Annotated in this window: 17 protein-coding genes and 1 tRNA gene; 12 read left to right on the forward strand and 6 right to left on the reverse strand. The window is 67.3% G+C overall.

Annotated elements, in window-relative coordinates; genetic code table 11:
- The first annotated feature begins 732 nt into the window (after positions 1-732).
- The 4 genes from CJZ98_RS01245 (at position 733) to CJZ98_RS01260 (ending at position 5,948) form a co-directional block, all read left to right on the forward strand.
- Entirely contained in the window at positions 733-2,061 is a 1,329-nt protein-coding gene (locus CJZ98_RS01245) for a histidine decarboxylase (protein WP_094587711.1), read from the forward strand.
- 2 nt (positions 2,062-2,063) lie between these two features.
- Positions 2,064-3,440: a PDC sensor domain-containing protein gene (locus tag CJZ98_RS01250; RefSeq protein WP_157910827.1), complete on the forward strand. Its 1,377-nt coding sequence runs from the start codon at positions 2,064-2,066 to the stop codon at positions 3,438-3,440.
- 3 nt (positions 3,441-3,443) lie between these two features.
- Positions 3,444-4,622 carry an MFS transporter gene (locus CJZ98_RS01255; protein ID WP_094587713.1) on the forward strand — a complete coding sequence of 393 codons (1,179 nt, stop codon included), beginning with the start codon at positions 3,444-3,446 and terminating at the stop codon, positions 4,620-4,622.
- 75 nt (positions 4,623-4,697) lie between these two features.
- Positions 4,698-5,948 (forward strand): hypothetical protein, encoded by a 1,251-nt coding sequence (locus CJZ98_RS01260; RefSeq protein ID WP_198537409.1) that lies wholly within the window; start codon positions 4,698-4,700, stop codon positions 5,946-5,948.
- A 135-nt stretch (positions 5,949-6,083) separates the two neighbouring features.
- Here CJZ98_RS01260 and CJZ98_RS01265 read toward each other — a convergent pair whose 3' ends face one another.
- Together CJZ98_RS01265 and carB are read right to left on the reverse strand one after the other, a co-directional pair.
- Positions 6,084-6,776 (reverse strand): DUF3386 domain-containing protein, encoded by a 693-nt coding sequence (locus tag CJZ98_RS01265; protein WP_094587715.1) that lies wholly within the window; start codon positions 6,774-6,776, stop codon positions 6,084-6,086.
- A gap of 64 nt (positions 6,777-6,840) precedes the next feature.
- Positions 6,841-10,146 (reverse strand): carbamoyl-phosphate synthase large subunit, encoded by a 3,306-nt coding sequence (gene carB, locus CJZ98_RS01270; protein WP_094587716.1) that lies wholly within the window; start codon positions 10,144-10,146, stop codon positions 6,841-6,843.
- Between the two features lie 129 nt (positions 10,147-10,275).
- On the opposite strand from carB, the gene CJZ98_RS01275 reads away from it, so the two are divergent.
- From CJZ98_RS01275 to CJZ98_RS01290, 4 genes are all read left to right on the forward strand, one after another.
- The gene (locus tag CJZ98_RS01275) at positions 10,276-10,911 is read left to right on the forward strand and encodes a DUF3318 domain-containing protein (RefSeq protein ID WP_094587717.1); all 636 of its coding nucleotides are present in this window, start codon (positions 10,276-10,278) and stop codon (positions 10,909-10,911) included.
- Positions 10,912-11,026: 115 nt separating this feature from the next.
- Positions 11,027-11,380: a ribosome silencing factor gene (gene rsfS, locus CJZ98_RS01280; protein ID WP_232756117.1), complete on the forward strand. Its 354-nt coding sequence runs from the start codon at positions 11,027-11,029 to the stop codon at positions 11,378-11,380.
- Between the two features lie 13 nt (positions 11,381-11,393).
- Positions 11,394-11,918 (forward strand): CGLD27 family protein, encoded by a 525-nt coding sequence (locus CJZ98_RS01285; RefSeq protein WP_094587719.1) that lies wholly within the window; start codon positions 11,394-11,396, stop codon positions 11,916-11,918.
- Positions 11,919-11,934: 16 nt separating this feature from the next.
- Positions 11,935-12,915 carry an asparaginase gene (locus CJZ98_RS01290; protein WP_094587720.1) on the forward strand — a complete coding sequence of 327 codons (981 nt, stop codon included), beginning with the start codon at positions 11,935-11,937 and terminating at the stop codon, positions 12,913-12,915.
- A 15-nt stretch (positions 12,916-12,930) separates the two neighbouring features.
- Here the strand turns inward: CJZ98_RS01290 and CJZ98_RS01295 are convergent, their stop codons facing one another.
- Both CJZ98_RS01295 and CJZ98_RS01300 read right to left on the reverse strand, forming a co-directional pair.
- On the reverse strand, positions 12,931-13,668 hold the full coding sequence (locus tag CJZ98_RS01295) for a transaldolase family protein (protein ID WP_094587721.1): 738 nt from the start codon (positions 13,666-13,668) through the stop codon (positions 12,931-12,933).
- 9 nt (positions 13,669-13,677) lie between these two features.
- Positions 13,678-14,724: a DUF475 domain-containing protein gene (locus CJZ98_RS01300; protein ID WP_094587722.1), complete on the reverse strand. Its 1,047-nt coding sequence runs from the start codon at positions 14,722-14,724 to the stop codon at positions 13,678-13,680.
- Positions 14,725-14,853: 129 nt separating this feature from the next.
- On the opposite strand from CJZ98_RS01300, the gene CJZ98_RS01305 reads away from it, so the two are divergent.
- The 3 genes from CJZ98_RS01305 (at position 14,854) to CJZ98_RS01315 (ending at position 17,119) form a co-directional block, all read left to right on the forward strand.
- Positions 14,854-14,930, forward strand: a tRNA-Met gene (locus tag CJZ98_RS01305).
- 210 nt (positions 14,931-15,140) lie between these two features.
- Positions 15,141-15,461, forward strand: coding sequence for a hypothetical protein (locus CJZ98_RS01310; protein ID WP_094587723.1), 321 nt, complete (start codon positions 15,141-15,143; stop codon positions 15,459-15,461).
- Positions 15,461-17,119, forward strand: a complete 1,659-nt coding sequence (locus CJZ98_RS01315; RefSeq protein ID WP_094587724.1) for a GMC oxidoreductase — start codon at positions 15,461-15,463, stop codon at positions 17,117-17,119. Before CJZ98_RS01310 ends, CJZ98_RS01315 begins: the two co-directional genes overlap by 1 nt.
- A gap of 244 nt (positions 17,120-17,363) precedes the next feature.
- Here the strand turns inward: CJZ98_RS01315 and CJZ98_RS19495 are convergent, their stop codons facing one another.
- Complete coding sequence (locus CJZ98_RS19495) at positions 17,364-17,768, reverse strand: DUF2811 domain-containing protein (RefSeq protein WP_094587725.1); 405 nt, start codon at positions 17,766-17,768, stop codon at positions 17,364-17,366.
- A 528-nt stretch (positions 17,769-18,296) separates the two neighbouring features.
- Positions 18,297-19,505, reverse strand: a complete 1,209-nt coding sequence (locus CJZ98_RS01325; RefSeq protein ID WP_094587726.1) for a sirohydrochlorin chelatase — start codon at positions 19,503-19,505, stop codon at positions 18,297-18,299.
- Between the two features lie 140 nt (positions 19,506-19,645).
- Here CJZ98_RS01325 and CJZ98_RS01330 point away from each other — a divergent pair, with 140 nt between their 5' ends.
- Positions 19,646-19,873, forward strand: coding sequence for a chlorophyll a/b-binding protein (locus CJZ98_RS01330; protein ID WP_094587727.1), 228 nt, complete (start codon positions 19,646-19,648; stop codon positions 19,871-19,873).
- Positions 19,874-19,876: the final 3 nt, after the last annotated feature.

A 19,876-nucleotide genomic window follows, 5' to 3' on the forward strand; every position in this document is an offset into this window, starting at 1 on the left:
AGCACCTGGACAAATCGATCTGATTGCGGGGCCTAGAGACGCAGGACTCCAGGCCTGATTCGCCTGGCATGAGCAGTGCAGTCAATACCCTTTGCAACCCCAGGGGGCTCCTGGCGAGTGTCCCGCGGGCAGGGGCTGGGAGTCAGTAGCAGAGTTACCGGTGGAGGCAACACGAAGGGGGCGTACCACAGAAAACGCTCTACCCACGGCTTGCAGCCGTAACAGAGAGCCAGACCGTGAGAACAAACCCGGTCAGGGTGTGGCAGCTCGTGCAGATCACTCGACACCTGGGCAGCCCAAGAGCAGGTTCTGAGCAGACCGCTCAGAATGCGGTGCAGCTCCATCCAGGTTGATGGGTCTGGGCAAGACGTTGTGCCATACAGGTCTTGTCCAGGTTGGGATTCTCCAAGGGAAGGCGATTCCAAGGCAATGACGACCAGTGCACCCGGGGAGCAGCACGATGATGCGGACATGGCTCCGTCAACACGCTTGAGACGCACTCCTCGGGGAGGCTCTCCAAGCAGCGGCCCACAATCTACCTAGGGGAAATCAGAATCCCTGGACAGCAGGGTCAACAGCAGGCATGCCCAGGACCCTGCAACCACAGAACAATTTAGCGCATGGAACTCGCCCTGGATGATCGCAGCTGCTACCCACACTCACCGCCTCACCGGAGCGCCTGTTCAGCTTGAACAATGGCTTGCTACCAGCGGATGCTAAATTCTTTGAAGGATGCAGAACAAACTTGAGGTCATACGTTGGTCTGCAGACTGCTCGGCAACGTCATCCTTTGAAAGCTCAACAAGTACACCAGAACCCGAGAAAGGTCCTGCCCTTTCTCCCACGAGTCCGCAGGCAGACCCGAGCGCTCCCTACCCAACGGAGCGGCGGATGACCTACGACCCCTGGGGCCAGCATGAACGCCGCTTCCCCGGCAACGGGGCAGCGGCTCGACTGACGGCGCTAAAAGCTCACTTCGAAGATCGCTCAGCCCATTACATCGGATTTCCAAATAGTCGCTTGCTGTCTTTTGCGGCTTTGGCCGATTTCCTGAAATTTAACATCAACAATATCGGCGATCCATTCCATCCCAACAATGGGATCAACACCTGTGATTTTGAGCAGGAGGTGATTGCCTTCTGGTCGACAGCACTGCACCTCGATCCCGCTGCAGGCTGGGGCTACATCACCAACGGCAGCACCGAGGGAATCATGTACGGGATTGCCCAGGGGCGCGATCGGTACGAGGACGCGATACTGATCTTTTCAGACCAATCCCATTACTGCCTGCACAAGATTGCCCATCTGCTGCGGCTGCCCCACCGGGTCATCCCCAGCCATCCAGACGGCACCCTCAACCTCGAGGCCCTGAACACGACGCTGGCGGAGCTGGGAGGCCGCCCCTGCATCCTCAACCTGACCGTGGGCACCACCTTCCATGGCGCAATCGAGGCGCCTCAGCAGGTGCTGGAGCTGCTGGAGCAGCGACACTGCCGAGACTTCCATCTGCATGTGGATGCCGCCCTCTACGGTCCGATGCACTGCTGGATCGCCGGGGCGCCCCTGTTCGATTTCCGCCTGCCGATTCATACCCTCTCCTTTTCCGGTCACAAGTTCCTGGGCGCGCCGATTCCCTGTGGGCTGGTGCTCAGTCACCGCGACCCCATCCAACCCTTCGCGGGCAGCGCCGAGTATGTGGGATCGCTGGACACCACCCTGTCGGGCTCGCGTGATGGATTCTGCGCCCTCCTGCTCTGGCTGGTGATCCAGCAGCTGGGCCCCCAGGGGCTGGCCGAGATGGCGGCCGAATCCCTGCAGATGGCCGCGGAGCTGGTCAGCCGGCTCAAGGCGGCCGGCATCGCCGCGACCCGCCATCCCCAGGGCTGCATTGTGGTTTTCCCGAGACCGGAACAGGCCATTGCCAGGCGCTGGCAACTGGCTACGTACGGTGACTTTGCCCATATTGTGACCGTGCCGGGCGTGACCCAGGAGATGATCGGAGCATTCATCGCAGAGCTGGTGGAGGCTGGAGCGCAAACCGCCACCGGCCTGGGGCCCTGAGCATGGGCAGTCTTCCGATCCGACGTCGGTGGTACTGGAATCCGGCAGTGGAGGGGATCCTGTTTGCCCTCGCCTGGCTGGCGATCACCAACGTAACCATCTACTTCATCTACGTGCGGGCAGTGGAGGCGGTGAAGGAACAGATCCGTGAGGGTCTGTTGCGGAATGTGAGCGCCGCCGCCACGGTGATTGATGGCGATCAGCACCGGACGTTCACCTCCAAGGCCGCTAAAAACGATCCCAGCTATCAGAGTTTCATCCAGCGCCTCGAGCGTCTGCGCCGGGCCTCGAGCGACGTTCGCTATGCCTACACCAACATACTCAAGGATGGGAAGGTGTACTTCATCGCCAACGGCAGCCTCCAGAACGACAACGACAAGGATGGCCGCCCCGATGAGGCACCGCAGCTCATGGATCCCTATCCTGATGCCGGCCGAGCGCTACTCGAGGCTCTTCGCCTGCACAGACCCACCGTCGATCGGGAACCGTACACTGACGCCTGGGGCACCTTCTACAGCGCCTACGCCCCCTTCAAAGATTCCAAAGGGCGATTCGTCGGCACCCTCGGGATGGATCTCGAGCTGGTCACGCTGAAGGCGCGGCTGGTGCCGATTGGCGTTGCTGCCCAGCGGGCAGCCTTCACCTCCGGCATCCTGGCGTTCCTGTTCGGGACCGCCGTCTGGTACTTCCGCAGCCGCAACCACATCCTCGAAGAGCAGCACCGCAAGGGCCTCGACCGGATCGACACACTGGAATTGGAACGCAGCCAGGAGCGCACCGCTGCCGCGATCCAGTTGGAGGCTGTGGCCTCCAGGATTCACCAGACGACGGCCACTGAAGTCGGGGTGACACCGGCGGACCAGACGCGGACGTACGCGATGGCCCTGAGGCGTTATGCGCTCGCCAGGCAGGGGCACCGCTCCAGCCATGGCGAAAACTTCGATCCAGCCCAGCAGGTCCGATCGGCTCTGCCGACGGAGATCCCAGTTGAGGTCTCCCGCGAGGTGCCCTCCAGGCTGTTCGGTGACCCCAGTGAAATGGCTGACATCCTGAAATCTGTGTGTTTCAATCCGCTCAGCAGCACAATTCTGGGATCGTTACAACAGGTCAGTCTTGAGGCCAGCCGCGAACAACTCAACAGTCTCGATCTTGTCGTGACCCTGAGGTTCTGCGGGGCCATGGAGGGTCGCGGCAGCGGCGGAACCCTGATCCAGGACCCGGACCACCCCGAGCACGTCTTCGACGAGGACTCCCTGCAGTTCGCCACCTGCTGCGAACAGGTCCGCGCCCTGGGCGGCAGCCTGTCCCACGTTCAGGATGGAGAGGAGGTCGAGCTCGTTCGGCTCATCCTGCCCTTCGAGAAGTTCCGGGAAACCTGAACCATGGCGCAGGCAAACCAGACCACGGACGACAGAGGAACCCTGGTGGCGGTAGCGGCCCTGGTCCTCGCCACGGCGGTTGTGCAGGCGGCTGTGGGCTTCAACACCGTGCTCTTTCCAGTGCGCCTCGAGGGCTACGGATTCAGCAAGGGCCTGATCGGCCTCTGCCTGGCCTTCGAGATGGGTGCGGTGGTGTCGATCGTCTCCTCGATCGATTGGATCCTCGCCCGCCTGGGCCTGGTGGGCACCATGGCCCTGGCCACCGGGGTACGCCTGGTGGTGCTGCTGCTGCTCCCCGGCAGTCGCAGCCTGCCGCTCTGGTGCCTGGGGGTGTTCTGCTTCGGCATCGGCACCTACCTCTGCCTGATCTCGCTGCAGACCTGGGTGAATGCCGTGCCGCTGGGGCGCCTGCGCGGTGTGGTGAGCGGCTGCTACAGCTCTGCCCTGTCGCTGGGTACCGCCAGTGGGCCGATCCTCTTCAACCAGGTGGGATCGACGGCAGGCAGCCAGGCCTTTCAGGCCAACATGCTGATTGTGCTGCTCGCCCTTCTCCTCGTTGTTCCGTTCCTGAATCGGCAGCCGCGAATCGCCAGCCAGGGCCGGCTACGCCTGGGGTATGCCATCCGCATGGCGAAGGTGCCGATGCTCTCCTCCTTTGTCGGAGGCGTCACGTTCTTCGGTCTGCCGGCGTTCCTGACGCTCTACGGGATGATGAATGGTCTCTCGGTGCAGCGCGCATCGTTGCTGCTCACGGCCTTCATGCTCGGCTCTGTGAGCCTGGGGCTGCTGATTTCCAGCCTCTCGGATCGTGTCAACAGGACCCTGCTGACGATTCTCTGCGTACTGGTAGGTGTGGTCTGTGCCGTCTATCTGCCACTGGGCATCTACAACTACGGCATTGCACTGAGCCTCCTGTTTCTCTGGGGAGGAGCTGCCGGAGGCATCTACGCCACGGGCCTGGCCACGGTGGCCGATCTATTCAGACAGGAGGACCAGGTATCAGCCAATGTGGCCTACTCCATTCTGGACAACGTGGGCGGCATCATCGGCGTGCTGTTGATCGGTGCACTGATGGGTGCAGGCATCTCCGATGGCATCGTGTATGTCATCGTGCTGACTGCCTTGAGCTATTTCATCTACTGCCTGGCACAACTTCTACACAGCCCAGACCATGCCATCTGACACTGCAGCTCTCGTCAACCACCAACGACACCCAGGACAACTCTGCTGCGTTTGCCACCACACGCCAAACTCTCGATGAACCCACACGAGCCACGCCGCAGAGCACGACAGCGCACCAGCCTGCAGAAGCCATGGAATCTGTCAGCTCTGCTGATGGCGCTCATCGCGATCGGCCTGATGCTCCTGGCTGTTTTATCGGTTGATAGGCCCAGCAGTCGAACGGGCGACTATCTGGAGCTCTCAGGCAGCAACAGCCAAGCGATCATTCAGCGCAAGAAAGGGCTAAGCGAACTGCTGAAACGCGACCATAACGACTACCAGAAGTCCGGCAAGGATAATGCCGCCCCTGCTGAGCAGGGTGTGATGAAAGTCAAGATGGGAATTTACGCCATGAACAACTATGGCATCAATCTCCAGGTCCCCTCCTTTGAGAGTTCAGGCTATTGGTGGCTCAAGTGGGATGACGATCTCCAGGAGTACCTGACCAAGAACGACCTCAAAATCTGGAAGGTCCTGACACCCGTCAACCTGCTGGACATTCCCCAGTCCGCCGATTCAGTATTTGTCCCCACCGGCAAGGACGAACCGATCCGAATGAAGGATGGCAGCTGGTACATGACAGGAGCCTACAGCGGCATCTTCTTCATTGATCGCAGCGACTTTCGCCGTCACCCCTTCACGACATTAAGCCTTCCGATCATGATCGAGGCCGACGATATCGTACTGAGCAACAACAGGCTGCAAATCGTGCCCGACGTGCAGGGAAGCGGGATTGGTCAATTTACTTACTCCAACTCAGGATGGGTCAACCAGGGCTGGACATTAGCATCCTATAAACACCATTACGACACAGATTTCGGCTTTGGTCAAGGGGCCTCGGACTACAGCCAACTGGTGTTCGAAGTGAAGTATGCCTCCAGCAGCTGGTCAGCCTTCTGGAAAGTTCTGGTGCCTTTGTTGATCGTGATGGCCATGATCGCTGGAGCCACAAAACTCGATACCACGCATTACGACGTTCGTCTCACGCTGCCCGTCACCGTACTGCTGACCTTGGTTTTCCTGCAACAGACGCACGACGCAGACCTTCCCCGCCTTCCCTATCTCACCTTCTTGGATGAAGTCTATGTCGTTGCCTACATCCTCACCCTTGGAGCGTTTATCATGATGCTCTGGGCCTGTCGCCGGTACTACAAGGCCCTGCAGATCAAAGACCCGGTTGAGCAAGAGGTGGAACTGAAGAAGCTCGACAAGTCAGACGATTACTGGCCCACCTATGTCATCGCAGCAGGCATCATCTCGTTGACAATCAGCTGGTTTACGGGTTGATCCAGACACCCGATCACCATGGCCTGTCCGCCGCCCGCCACCACGCCATCCAGGCGCTGACTAGCGATGACCTGGTGGATGGGAGCGCCGATCAGGCTGCCATCCACCAGGCTGGATTGTCCAGGGGCAGGGAGCTCAGACCAGGGGCGCGAGCAGCTCGAAGCGGAACACCTGGCGTCCCGCGGGAGTTTCGCCGTGGGCCTCGATTTCCACCACCCGCTCGCTCAGCACCCAGGGACCGCCCTCGCCCAGGGGCACGAATGTGTCGGTGAAGCGGCTCCTGCCACCCTTGCCAGCACCCGTGGCGGGATCGGCGTACTGGCTGGTGTAGCTGCGGCTGAGGTAGCCGGCTCCGGTGTCCGTGGTGGATTCCGTGAAGATCGTCACCACGGTGCCATGGATGTGGCGGTGCACCATCGTCACCACGTTGCCATGGATGCGGTAGCGGTCGCCGGTGTTCTTACCGCCCACGATCACCTCGGTACCCACCGCATCGGTGTCACCGGCGGTGAAGGTGTTCTCGCCGTGGGTCTGCTCGAAGCTGCGGCGCACCCGGTGGATCGCCACCTCCCACAGCTGCGAGGCCACGGCCTTGTGGATCTCGGCATCATCGATGCCCTCCACGGTGGCCTTGAGGTCAGCCCCCACCTGGAACTGGCCCTCCACCCGCCGGCCATCCTGCTCCCACACGGCCCGACCCTGGTAGCCGCCGAAGCCCGGATCCCAGGTGTAGCGGTTCTCGTAGGCGGCGCGGAAGGCCGCGGTGCAGTCGGTCCCGGGGGCGATGGCGCTGCTGGGGGCGGTCGGATGGCCGATCGAGATGGGCATGAGGAAGGGCTGGGGGATTGCCGCCTCCAACCCTAAGCAGCGCCAGGACTCGGGGGCCGCCGCCTCAGCGGGACAGCGGCGGGTGGATGTCCTGCAGCGCGGTCACCGCGAAGCTCTGCCCCTGCAGGGCCGCGATCGCCTCCACGGCGGCGCGGGCGCCGGCCAGGGTGGTCACCGTGGGCACCGCGTAGTCGATGGCGGCGCGTCGCAGGTACCTGTCGTCGTGGGCGGCCTGGCGGCCCACCGGCGTGTTGATCACCAGCTGGATGCGGCCGGAGCGGATCGCGTCCTCGATGTTGGGTCGCCCCTCATGCACCTTGAGAATCGACTCCACCGCCAGGCCGGCCTGCCGCAGGCTGGCGGCCGTGCCCTCGGTGGCGATCAGCTGGAAGCCCAGCTCCGCCAGACGGCGGGCCACCGGCAGCAGGGCCGGTTTGTCGCGGTCGTGGGTGGAGAGGAACACCTCGCCGCTGGTGGGCAGAGCCTCGCCGGCCCCCAGCTCGGCCTTGGCGTAGGCCAGGCCGAAGCTGGTGGCGGTGCCCATCACCTCGCCGGTGCTGCGCATCTCCGGGCCCAGCAGCGAATCGGCACCGGGGAATCGCTTGAAGGGCAGCACCGCCTCCTTCACCGCCTGCAGCGGCGGCACCGGTTCGGCCGTCAGGCCCAACTGTTCGAGCGTCTTGCCAGCCATGATCTGGCTGGCGATCTTGGCCAGGGGCACGCCGGTGGCCTTGGCCACGAACGGCACCGTGCGCGAAGCGCGGGGGTTGGCCTCGATGATGAACACCTCGCCGTCCTTGACGGCGAACTGCAGGTTGATCAGGCCGTTCACCTGCAGGGCCAGGGCCAGGGCCTGGCTCCACTGGCGGATCGTGGCCAGGGCTTGCTGATCCAGGCTCACCGCCGGCAGGGCACAGGCGGAATCGCCCGAGTGCACGCCGGCGGGCTCGATGTGCTCCATCAGGCCGCCGATCACCACCCGGCCGGTGGCATCGCTGAGGGCATCCACATCCACCTCGGTGGCGTTCTCCAGGTACTGGTCGATCAGCACCGGGTGGTCGGGCTCCACCTGCACAGCCTCCACCATGTAGCGATTGAGCTCCTCCTCGTCGTACACCACCTCCATGGCGCGGCCGCCGAGCACGTAACTGGGACGCACGACCACCGGATAGCCGACCCGGGCAGCAATGGCACGGGCCTCCTCCTGGCTGCGGGCCAGGCCGTTGCGGGGCTGGCGGATGTCGAGCTGGCGCAGGATCGCCTCGAACTGCTCACGGTCCTCCGCGGTATCGATCGATTCCGGCGAGGTGCCCCACAGGCGCGTGCCGGTGGCCAGGCCCTCGGGGCTGGCCAGCCAGCGCAGCAACGGCAGGGCCAGCTTCAGCGGCGTCTGGCCACCGAACTGCACGATCACGCCCTCCGGTTTCTCGGCTTCGATCACGTTGAGCACGTCCTCGAGGGTGAGGGGCTCGAAGTAGAGCCGATCGCTGGTGTCGTAGTCGGTCGAGACCGTTTCGGGATTGCTGTTCACCATCACCGTGGCGAAGCCTTCGGCCTGCAGGGCGAAGGAGGCGTGCACGCAGCAGTAGTCGAACTCGATGCCCTGGCCGATGCGGTTGGGGCCACCGCCCAGGATCATCACCTTGCGGCGCGTCTCGGGCTGCACCTCGCTCTCCGGCGGGATCAGCTCCAGGCTGCCGTCGGCGTGGAGCCGCTCGGTGGGGCGCTCATAGGTGGCGTAGTGATAGGGGGTTGTGGAGGCGAACTCGGCCGCGCAGGTGTCCACCGTCTTGAACACGGCGTTGACCCCCAGGCCCTGGCGGTGGCGGCGCACCTCCAGCTCCTGGGCGCCGGTGGCCCAGGCGATCTGGCGGTCGGAGAAGCCCAGCTGCTTGAGCTCCAGCAGGGCGGCCCCATCGAGCTGGGGGAGGGAGCGCCCCTGCAGCAGCCGCTGTTCGGCCTCCAGGATCCGCCGCAGCTTGGCCAGGAACCAGGGGTCAATGGCGGAGAGCCGATGGATGGTGGCATCGCTGTAGCCGGCCACCATGGCGGTGCGCACCGCGAAGATGCGATCCGGCGCCGGGGTGCGCAGCTCCCGGTCCAGCTCGGAGCGCTCTGGGCTGGGATCGGGCCGATCACAGCCCCAGCCGGCGTGGCCCGTTTCCAGGGAGCGCAGGGCCTTCTGGAACGACTCCTCGAAGCTGCGGCCGATCGCCATCGCCTCGCCCACCGACTTCATCGCCGTGGTGAGCACCGCCGGGCTGCCGCGGAACTTCTCGAAGGCGAAGCGGGGGATCTTCGTCACCACATAGTCGATCGTGGGCTCGAAGCAGGCCGGCGTCTTGCCGGTGATGTCGTTGAGGATCTCGTCGAGGGTGTAGCCCACCGCCAGGCGGGCGGCGATCTTGGCGATCGGGAAGCCGGTGGCCTTCGACGCCAGCGCCGAGCTTCGGCTCACGCGAGGGTTCATCTCGATCACCACCACATCGCCGTTGGCGGGGTTGATGGCGAACTGGATGTTGCTGCCACCCGTATCCACACCGATCTCGCGGATAATCGCGATCGACTGGTCACGCAGGCGCTGGTATTCGCGGTCGGTGAGGGTCTGGGCCGGGGCCACGGTGATCGAATCACCGGTGTGCACCCCCATCGGATCGAGGTTCTCGATGCTGCACACGATCACCACGTTGTCGGCGGTGTCGCGCATCACCTCCAGTTCGAACTCCTTCCAGCCGAGCAGCGACTGCTCGATCAGGATCTGGGACGCCGGACTGGCCTCGAGGCCGCTCTTGCAGATCGCCCGGAACTCCTCGGGGTTGTAGGCGATGCCGCCACCGGAGCCGCCGAGGGTGAAGGCGGGCCGGATGATGCGTGGATACGTGCCGATCTGCTCGCCCACGGCCTCCGCCTCCTCCAGGCTGGTGGCGATGCCGGAGGGGCAGACGGCCACGCCGATGCGCTCCATCGCCTGCTTGAACAGGTCGCGGTCTTCGGCCTTCTCGATCGCCTGCAGGTTGGCGCCGATCAGCTCCACCCCGTAGCGCTCCAGGGTGCCGTCGCGGGCCAGGGTCACCGCCAGGTTGAGGGCCGTCTGACCGCCCATGGTGGGCAGCAGGGCATCGGGGCGCTCCTGCTCGATCACCCGCCGCACCACCTCGGGGGTAAGCGGCTCGATGTAGGTGCGATCCGCCATGTCCGGATCGGTCATGATCGAAGCCGGATTGCTGTTCACCAGCACCACCTCGAAGCCCTCGGCCCGCAGTGCCTTGCAGGCCTGGGTGCCGGAATAGTCGAACTCGCAGGCCTGGCCGATCACGATCGGCCCGGAGCCCAGCAGCAGGATGCGACGCAGATCCGTGCGACGGGGCATGGGCGGGGGGATGGCGGCCAAACCTGGCTAGCCTCTCACGCGCCGCTTCGCGACACCGTCCAATCCGGCGCTGGCGAGCCGCTGGCGGTGGCTAGTGTTGACACCACGACCAAGCCCTCCACCATCTCCATGAGCGAACTCCAGCGCCTGAAGGGGCTGCTGCCCCCGGAAATGCAGAGCTGGGTGTTCGTGGAAGCCGCCGCCTCCGCCGATCCCCCGCTGATCACCATCGAGGAGATCGGCCGCGATGAGGTGGAGATCCAGGTGGACCTTGAGAAGTGGGACCAGCTGGCCCTCGACCACCGCAACCTGCTGTTCTGGCACGAGGTGGGCCGCATCCAGAACGACGCGGTGCCCCGGGACGGCTGGGAGATGGCGGCCCTGGCCATCGGCCTCGGCGGCGCCATCGGCGAACTCTGGGTGCAGGACGGCCTGCTGCTGCTGATGGCCCTCGGGCTCTCGGGCTTTGCCGGCTACCGCCTGTACCTCAAGAACAACTCCGAGAAGCGCCTGCAGGATGCGATCACGGCCGACGAACGGGCGATCGACCTGGCCTGCCGCTTCGGCTACACCCTGCCCAACGCCTATAAGAGCCTGGGCGGCGCCCTCAAGGAACTGGTGGAGCAGACCCGCAAGAAGAAGAAACGGGCCTTCTACGAAGACCGGCTCGAGGCGCTGCGCAAGAGTGCCGGCAAGGCCCGGGCTGAGATGGCCCAGCAACAGGGGTCCCGTCAATCCGTGAGCAGCGAGAACGTCTATGGCTGAGGCCAGCACATCCGGGACCACCCCCTCCCAGGCCAGCAGCTCAGGGGTCCCAGGCGCCGCCAAGCCCAGCCCAGACCCCAGCCGCCCCCGCCTTGATCCCACCGACAGCAAGGCCCTGGCCCTGCTGGCGGCCGAGGCCTGCGACGACCGCAAGGCCGCCGACATCGTGCTGATCCGGGTGGAGGAGATCTCCTCGATCGCCGACTGGTTCGTGATCGCCAGCGGCTTCTCCGACGTGCAGGTCCGCGCCATCGCCCGCTCGGTGGAGGACAAGGTGGAGGAGGCCAGCGGCCGGCTGCCCCTGCGCAAGGAGGGTCAGACCGAGGGCCGTTGGGTGCTGCTCGATTACGGCGAGGTGATCGTGCATGCCCTCACCCCCGATGAGCGCAGCTACTACGACCTGGAGTCCTTCTGGGGCCACGGGGAGAAGGAGACCTACCTAGGCTCGGCGGGCGACTCGCCGGCCTGAGGGCCGAGACCCGATGGCCGCTCCTGGTCCCCCCGATCCCGGTGCGGTGGCGACGGCGGCCTGCCCGGTGCCGCCGGCCCAGCGCCCCCTGGAGCAGTACCGCGAGCTGGCGGCGTCCTGGTTCTTCGCCTGGCCCCACGCCAGTTTCGCGAGCCTGCTGCGGCCCCTGGCCGTGAGCTGGCTGTTGCTGCTGCCCGGGGCCTGGCTGGTGGCCAGTGGGAGCGTGGCCCTGCGCCACGACCCGCCGCGACTGGTGGCGGCTGGCGCCGTGGCGGCCCTGGTGCTGCCGCTGCTGTTGCTGACACGCCAGTGGCTGGGCTGGACCAGCATCCAGCGCCGACTGGTGGCGACCGCCGTGGAGTACGAGGAATCGGGCTGGTACGACGGCCAGGTGTGGGAGAAGCCCCTGGCCTGGCGGGAGCAGGACCTGCTGGTGGCCACCCACCAGGTGCGGCCGGTGCTGGAGCGCCTGCAGCGGGCCCTGGCGATCGCCTCCGTACTCCTCCTGGCCGGGGCGAGCCTCTGTCAGGCTCTCTGAGCTAGCCACCGCGGCGATGACCTTCTCCAGCAGCTTCGGTTCCCCCCAGCGCCCCGGAGTGCCGCCGCTGGAGGTGCGCCTGCGCCGCAACGGCATCACCGAGTCGGTGCATCGGGTGCATGCGGTGGTCTGCGACCAGCGGGGCCGGGTGCTGATGCGCGCCGGCGATCCCCAGAAGCTGAGCTTCATCCGCTCGGCCCTCAAGCCCTTCCAGGCTCAGGTGTTCGTGGCCAGCGGCACGGCCGATGCCGCCGGCGCCGACGACCGCGCCCTGGCCATCGCCTGTGCCTCCCACGCCGGTGAGGCCCACCAGGCCCGCGAGGCCTTCAAGATCCTGTGGCAGTCGGACCTGGAGACCGAGCAGCTGCAGTGCCCGGTGCCGGCGGGCGCCAACAGCCGACTGGAGCACAACTGCTCCGGCAAGCACGCCGCCTTCCTGGCCACCTGCAAGCGCATGCACTGGCCGCTGGAGTCGTACCTGCAGGGGGACCATCCGCTGCAGCAGCAGGTGCTCAAGCAGGTGGGTGAGCTGCTGGGCATGCCCGGCGCCGAGCTGGTGGTGGCCCGCGACGACTGCGGCGCCCCCACCCTGCAGCTGCAGCTGGCCCAGATGGCCCTGCTGTTCGCCCACCTGGGGGCGGGCCAGCAGCCGGAGCTGGAGCGGCTCAGCCGCGCCATGCTCGCCCACCCCGACCTGGTGGCCGGCGAAGGCCGCTTCGACACGGCCCTGATGCGAGGCGGCCACGGCCAGGTGATCAGCAAGGGCGGCGCCGAGGGCATCCAGTGCCTGAGCCGCGTCGGCGAGGGGCTGGGACTGGCGATCAAGGTGGAGGACGGCGCCAGCCGCGCCAAGCACGCCGTGGCCCTGCACCTGCTGCGCCAGCTGGAGTGGCTCACCCCCTTCACCCTCGCGGAGCTGGGCCAGCAGTTCCTGCACCCCAACGACGCCGTGGATCTGCAGGTGAGCGGCGAGCTGCGCTTCGACGGCAGCCGCTGAGAGGCCCAAGCCGCCCTAGTCCCCCAGGGCGTCCCGCTCGAACTGCTCGGCGGCAGCACGGGTGACGGGGCTGGCGAACAGCTCAGCGGCGATCTGGGGGCTGATGGTGAAGGTGTCGAGCCCCTCGGCGGCAAGGCGGGCCAGATCCTCCTGCCGCCGGAGGCTGGCCACCAGCAGCCGCAGCGGCGAGCCGACCCCCGCCACGCAGCGCTGCATCGCCGCCAGTTCGGCGTGACCATCGCGCCCCAGATCGCCGATCCGGCCCAGGTAGGGGGCGATGTAGTCGGCGCCGAGGGCCGCGGCCAGCAGCACCTGGGCGGGCTCGAAACAGGCGGTGAAGGTGATCGGGATGGCCTCCTCCAGCAACTGCCGGGCCGCCAGTGCTCCGGCGCGGGTGATCGGCAGCTTCACCCAGACGCGGCGGGGGGCCAGGGCTGCCAGGGCGCGGCCGCAGACCAGGTAGCGCTCGGCCTGGGCGCCCTCTGCCTGGGCCTCGGTCACCTGGGCCGTGGACGCCTGGCCGGCGGCGGGCCCGGGGCCAGCGCCGATGCCCGACCAGGCCTGCAGATGCACCTCCCGCGCCCCCAGCGCCAGGGCCCGGTCGGTGAGCACCGCCAGGTTGTCCAGGCGGCAGGGCTGGCCGGCCCGGCGCAGCAGCGTGGGGTTGGTGGTGACACCGTGGAACAGGCCGCTAGGCAGCCACTCCGCCCAGGCGGCGGGGTCGGCGGAATCCAGCAGCAGACGCAGGGCCATGGCGGACTCTCAGGCGGGCGGCAGGCCGGTGGCGCTCTGGCGGCGGCTGTGGCGCAGGGAATCCCCCAGGGCCAGCAGCAGCAGCACCACGCCGATCAGCCCGCTCAGCCACTCCGGCACATGCTGACCCCAGCGGGCCAGCACCACGCCGGCGAGCATCAGCAGGCCCAGGGCGCCGATGGCGTAGTGGGCGCCATGCTCCAGGTAGATCAGCTGCTCCAGGGCCCGCTCGCGGCTGAGCATCACCGTGAGCGAGCGGATGAACAGGGCCCCCAGGCCCAGGCCGATCAGGATCAGCACCAGCTGGTTGGTGATGGCGAAGGCGCCGATCGTGCCATCGAGGCTGAAGGAGGCATCCAGGAGCTCCAGATACACCAGGCTGGCCAGGCCACCGCCGGCCGCCATCCGCCCCGCGGCCTCCTCCTCACCGCCGAAGAACTCCGCCAGGGAGGTGCTGAGGATCTGCAGCACCAGGCCCACCAGGCCGCTGAACAGGATCGCCGCCTGCTGGCCGCCGGGTACGGCGGCACTGACCGCCAGCAGCAGCACCAGGGCCAGAGCCACCTCCAGCGACTCCACCCGCCCGGCCCGGCTCAGGCGCGCCTCCACCACCTGGAACCAGTGCAGGGTCTTGGCCTCATTGAAGAAGTAGCGCAGGAAGACCATCAGCAGGAACATGCCGCCGAAGGCCAGGATCCGCGGCTCGGCCACCTCCAGCAGCTGGTGGTACCGCTCGGGATGGTGCATCGCCGCCCCGAACGCCTCGCCCAGGCCGATCCCCCCCGCCAGGGACACGAGCACCAGGGGCCCCAGAAAGCGCACGCCGAACACGGGGATCACCAGGCCCCAGGTGAGGAAGAAGCGCTGCTGGACCGGTGTGAGCCGCTCCAGCACGCGTGCATTGACCACGGCGTTGTCGAAGGAGAGGCTGATCTCCAGGGCCAGCAGCACCAGGGTCACCCAGGCGGCCTCCAGGCCGCGGGCGATCAGCACGGCGACGAGCCCGACACCACAGCAGAGCAGGGGCAGGCGCACGTAGTGCAGGTAGCGGGTCATGGGCGCTGGCGGCAGCGCCCCATCCTGCTGGCTGGCTCCGCCGCCGCCCGGATCAAGGGCCCGATGCAGGCCCCGCTGGCGGACCGGATTGCGGCCTGGAAGCCCCGTGTTGTATGGTTCATGGGTCGCCGCGGGGTAGAGCAGTCTGGTAGCTCGTCGGGCTCATAACCCGAAGGTCAGGAGTTCAAATCTCCTCCCCGCCACCAACTCCCGAGACCCCGGCCTTCCCTGAAGTGCCGGGGTTTTTCGTTGGGAGCTCTGTTGTCGATTACGGGCTGTTTCCCATGCGGTGCAGTGTCCCGTTGGGAGGTGTATTGCGTTGGTTAGTTTTATGGAACGCCCCTGCATTGCGGTCCTGATCGCAGTCCTGCATCGCCCGACCGGATCGTCCATTCCGCCTCGCTGACCTGCTTGCCATGGATCCCTTCTCGACTCCCAGCCCGAGTGGTGAGGCCGGCGACGGCTCCAGCTCCGTGGTGGCCGCCGCCTCGGCACCCACCGGGCCTGAAGGTTCGCCTGTAGCCGCGGGCCGGAGCTCCGAACACCCGCTGATCTGGCTGGCGCTGCTGGTGTGGCTCAGCGTTGAGGCGATCGGCGAGGGCCTCGTGGCCCTGACCAGCCTGCTGGCGGAGTCCACCCCCACGGCAACGGCCCGTCCAACCGCGTCCAACGCAGCTGAGACCACCAGCACAACCACGGCCGAAGCCCTGCCCACCCCCCAGGTGACCCCCTCCTGATGGCCCAGGGTCCCGACGCGATCGTCGTGGGCTCCGGTGCCACCGGTGGTGTCGCGGCCATGGTGCTGGCCCAGGCAGGCCTGCAGGTGCTGGTGCTCGAGGCCGGCCCGAAGCTCAGCGCCCGGCGGGCCTTCGGCAGCGAACCCCTCAACACAGCCCGCCGCATCGCCGCCCTCAGCAGCGGTCGCCAGCGCCGCGCCAGCCACCACCCCGGCTACTGGAAGGCCAACCCGGAGCTGTTCGTCGACGAGCGCCAGAACCCGTACAGCACCCCGGCCGAGCGGCCCTTCCTCTGGACCCGCGGCCGCCAGGTGGGTGGCAAGAGCCTCACCTGGGGCGGCATCACCCTGCGCCTGTCCGACTTCGAGTTCAAGGCGGCGCAGCGGGACGGCCATGGCCGCAGCTGGCCGATCGGCCACGGCGACCTGGCCCCTTACTACGCCCGGCTGGAAACCCTGCTGCAGGTGCACGGCCAGGCCGATGGCCTTCCCCAGCTGCCCGATGGCGTCTACCAAGATCCGCTGCCCTTCACCCCGGCGGAGGCGACCCTGCAGGGGGCGGTGGCCCGGGAGCTGGGCCTGCCCCTGATCCACTCCCGCGGCTTCGCGCTGCACCGTCCCGGTGGCGCCGGGCCCTGGCCTCGCTCCAGCTCCCAGGGGGGCTGCCTGGCCGTCGCCCTGGCCACGGGCCGGGTGGAGCTGCGCAGCGGCGCGGTGGTGAGCCATGTGGAGGTCGACCCGGGCACGGGACGCGCCCAGGGGGTGATCTATGTGGAGGCCGCCAGCGGCCGGCGCCAGCGGGCCCAGGCCGCCCTGGTGGTGCTGTGCGCCTCCACGATCGAGAGCCTGCGGCTGCTGCTGCACAGCGCCCAGCTGGGCGGTCTGGAGGATCCCTCCGGCGGCCTCGGGCGCGGCCTGATGGACCACATCTCCACCAGCCGCTTCTTCGCCCTGCCCCACCAGCCGCCCGCGGGGCCGAGCGAGCTCTCCGGGGCCGGCAGCGTGTTCCTGCCCAACACCGTGAACCTGGAGGCTGGTGGCCCAGGCGGAACCAGCGGAGACGGCGCCACCGACTTCCTGCGCGGCTACGGCCTCTGGGCCGGCATCCAGCGCTTCGACCCCCCGGCCCCCTTCAAGCGGGATCCGGGCGCGGCAGTGGGCTTCCTGATCGGCCACGGCGAAGTGCTGGCCCAGGACCACAACCGGGTGAGCCTGGACCCCCAGCGCACCGATGCCTGGGGCATTCCCATCGCCCACATCGACTGCCGCTGGGGCGAGAACGAGCGGCGCATGGTGGCCCATATGCAGGCCCGCATGCAGGCGGTGGTGGCCAGTGCCGGCGGGCAGATCGCCCCCCTCACCGATCTCTTCCTCTTTCCGCTGCTGGAGCCCCTGGTGAAGGGCAGCCTGGCGGTGGCCCCTGACGCGCCGCCTCCGGGCTACTACATCCACGAACTGGGCGGAGCGCCGATGGCGGAGCGCGACGACGCCGGGGTGCTCAACCCCTGGAACCAGCTGTGGCGCACCCCCAACCTGCTGGTGACGGACGGCGCCTGCTGGCCCAGTGCCGGCTGGCAGAGCCCCACCCTCACGGAGATGGCGATCACCTGGCGAGCCTGCGAGCACGCCGCCAGCGCCTTGCGGCGCGGCGATCTCTGAACGGGCTTCTTGGTGTGGAGGCGCTCACCCTCAGGGCGGAGCGGTGTGCATCACCACAGTTTTCAGCGGCGGTCGCCCCCACACTCTCCAGGCGACCTCACAAGGGTCGGGCAAGGGAGAAACAGGTGGGCGGGGGTTCGGCACTCCCGCCTTTTTTCTTGGCTCCTCTCCTCGACGGTCGCGCTCAAGCCAGGCCCTCAACTGCCGACGGCGGGGGCCATCACCGGGGCGGGCTGGTCCGGGATCAATCGCCGGGGCGCATGAACAGGCCGTTCAGATAGTGCTGGGCGACGCAGCGGTCGCTGCAGCCGTTCTGGAACAGGAAGCCGGCCAGGGCGGAGGTGATCACCCGGTACTGGTCCCACTCGGGGCGCGCGCTCAGGAAGTTGCGCATGCCCTCGAACAGGGCTTCGGGCACCTCCGCCTCCAGGCTGACCCGGGGGGCCTGCGGAGCGTCGCTGAGATCCTCAGCGGCCGCTGCAGTGGGGAGGGAGGCCGAGCGGGAGGCGTCATCGCGCTCCAGACAGCGGCGCTGCAGATCGCGCTGGGGCAGGCGGCGGGGCGCTTCAGGGCGCTGGGGACGGGCCTGGGCGTGGCCATGGACGGGGTGATCGTGGCCGCCGCGCCCCGGGGCGCCCGGCTCCTGCATTCCCCGATCCCAACCCATACCCATGTCTGCGTCCAAGCGTCTCACGTCCGTCCTGCCGACCCAGGAAGCCACAGCCCACCCCCCCACGTCAAAGGGCGGGCCACGGGCCCGAACCCATGCCGATCCAGCGTGAGACAGGCCGCCGGCACTGACCCTCCCCGGGGGCTGCGGCCAACCCGGCACGCTCGCCTAGCAGCAAGGGGCCGACTGTCAAGCGCCCGGGTGGCCGATCAGCGCAATCCCCAACACCCTCGCTCCGACCGCCGCTTTTCCTCCGAATCCTGTGGAAAACCCCCCGGAAACCTGGGGAAAAAGCACTGCAACTGGGGAAATCCACTTCGGATAAGCAGGGCTTATGTCTCTGGATCTCATGGGACCCGGTCCCCTCCGAGACGGATGAGGCAGGGGCCGATCCCGAAGCTGGTCCCACAGGCGACCTGCTCGATCGGGCGCCGCGGCTCCGATCCGGCGGGGCAGTTCCAGCAGTCCTGATCAAGGCTCAGCTGCTGGCTGGTCCATCAGCCCGGCTCAAACAGCCCCATCCGGGCGCTGGGCCGACCGCTTCAGGGTTCGGGGGCCCAGGGGGTGGTCGGCGTGGGGGTAGGGAGCATGGCCGTGGTCATGGCCGGGACCGTGCTCATGGGCATGACCGTGCTCGTGGTCATGCTCGTGGTCATGGCTGTGGTCGTGGTCATGCCCGTGGGCCCCGTGGTGGTGCTGGTGGCCCAGCGGGATGGGGATGCCATCGGGCTGGCAGGCCCCGGTGCACTCGTGCTCGCAGAGGGTGCAGCCCTCCACCAGGCCCTCCACATGGTGGTGGTGGCTGCGCTGGGGCGCGCCCACCTCGGCCTCGAAGCCCAGCACCTGGGCCCGGTACTTGCAGAGGGAACAGTTCATCTGGGTCTCGCCGCGCACCACCTCCAGCACCCGCTGGCGGAAGGTCTCGATCACCAGCGGGTGGTCGCCGAGGTAGGAGGCCTCCACAAACTCCAACTCGGGATGGTCCGCCGCCACCAGGGCCGTGTGCTGGCGGATGCGGCTCACCAGGACCCCCGAAAACAGGAAATAGGGGAACACCAGGATCCGCCGGAAGCCGAGCCGCACCGCATGGCGCAGGCCGGGCTCCACCAGCGGGAAGGTGACGCCGGAATAGAGCGTCTCGCCCCAGCCGAAGCCGAAGCCCTCCACCAGCATCCGCGTCACCTTGGACACATTGGAATTGGCATCGGGATCGGACGAGCCGCGCCCCACCACCACCAGCAGGGTCTCGGCCAGGGGCACGGGCTGGGCACCGCTGGCGCTGGCGGCGGCATCGGCGCGATCGAGGGCCTGGCGCAGGCGGACGCCGGCGGCCTGGATCATCTGCAGATCCACCCCCAGCTCGCGGCCGTAGTCCACCCGCAGACCGGTCTCGGCGGCATAGGTGTTGAGCACCGAGGGGATGTCGTTCTTGGCATGGCCGGCGGCGAACAGCATTCCCGGCACCGCCAGCACCCGCCGTACCCCCTGGCCGCGCAGCTCATCGAGGGCATCGCGCAGCACGGGCCGGGCGAACTCGAGGTAGCCGTAGGCCACCGGAAGCGACGGCATCAGGGCCCGCAGGCCCTCCGCAAGCTGGGCGAACTCGGCTACGGCCTGGCGATTGCGACTGCCGTGGCCGCAGATCAGGACCCCGATCGGACCGCCGTCCAGGGCCTGGAGCTCGAGCGAATCCTGTTGCGCTGCGGTGGATGTCATGGGGAGCTTTGCCTAAAACGACCCTATCGCCGCCCCAGCCGGCACCAGGGTTTCAACACCATTGAAGAGGAAGCCGCACCCCTCAGTCGTCAAGCAGGCGCAAGAACTCGTTACATTTGTGGCATCACCGCATCTCCACCATGACCAGCGCCCCCACTGCCTCCCGCAACGCCAGCGACGGCTGGTTCCAAGCCTCGGCCACCGCCCAGATCCACGCAGAACAGCTCAAGCGCGTGGAGCTGTTCAACGGTCGCGCCGCCATGCTCGGCTTCGTGATCGGCGTGCTCACCGAGGCCATCACCGGCCAGGGAATCCTGCACCAGATCGGCCTGGCCACCCTGCTCGGCCCCGGCGGCGGCCTCGGCTGACCC

Origin of the sequence: Vulcanococcus limneticus LL, from assembly GCF_002252705.1 — a bacterium.
Taxonomy (GTDB): Bacteria; Cyanobacteriota; Cyanobacteriia; order PCC-6307; family Cyanobiaceae; genus Vulcanococcus; species Vulcanococcus limneticus.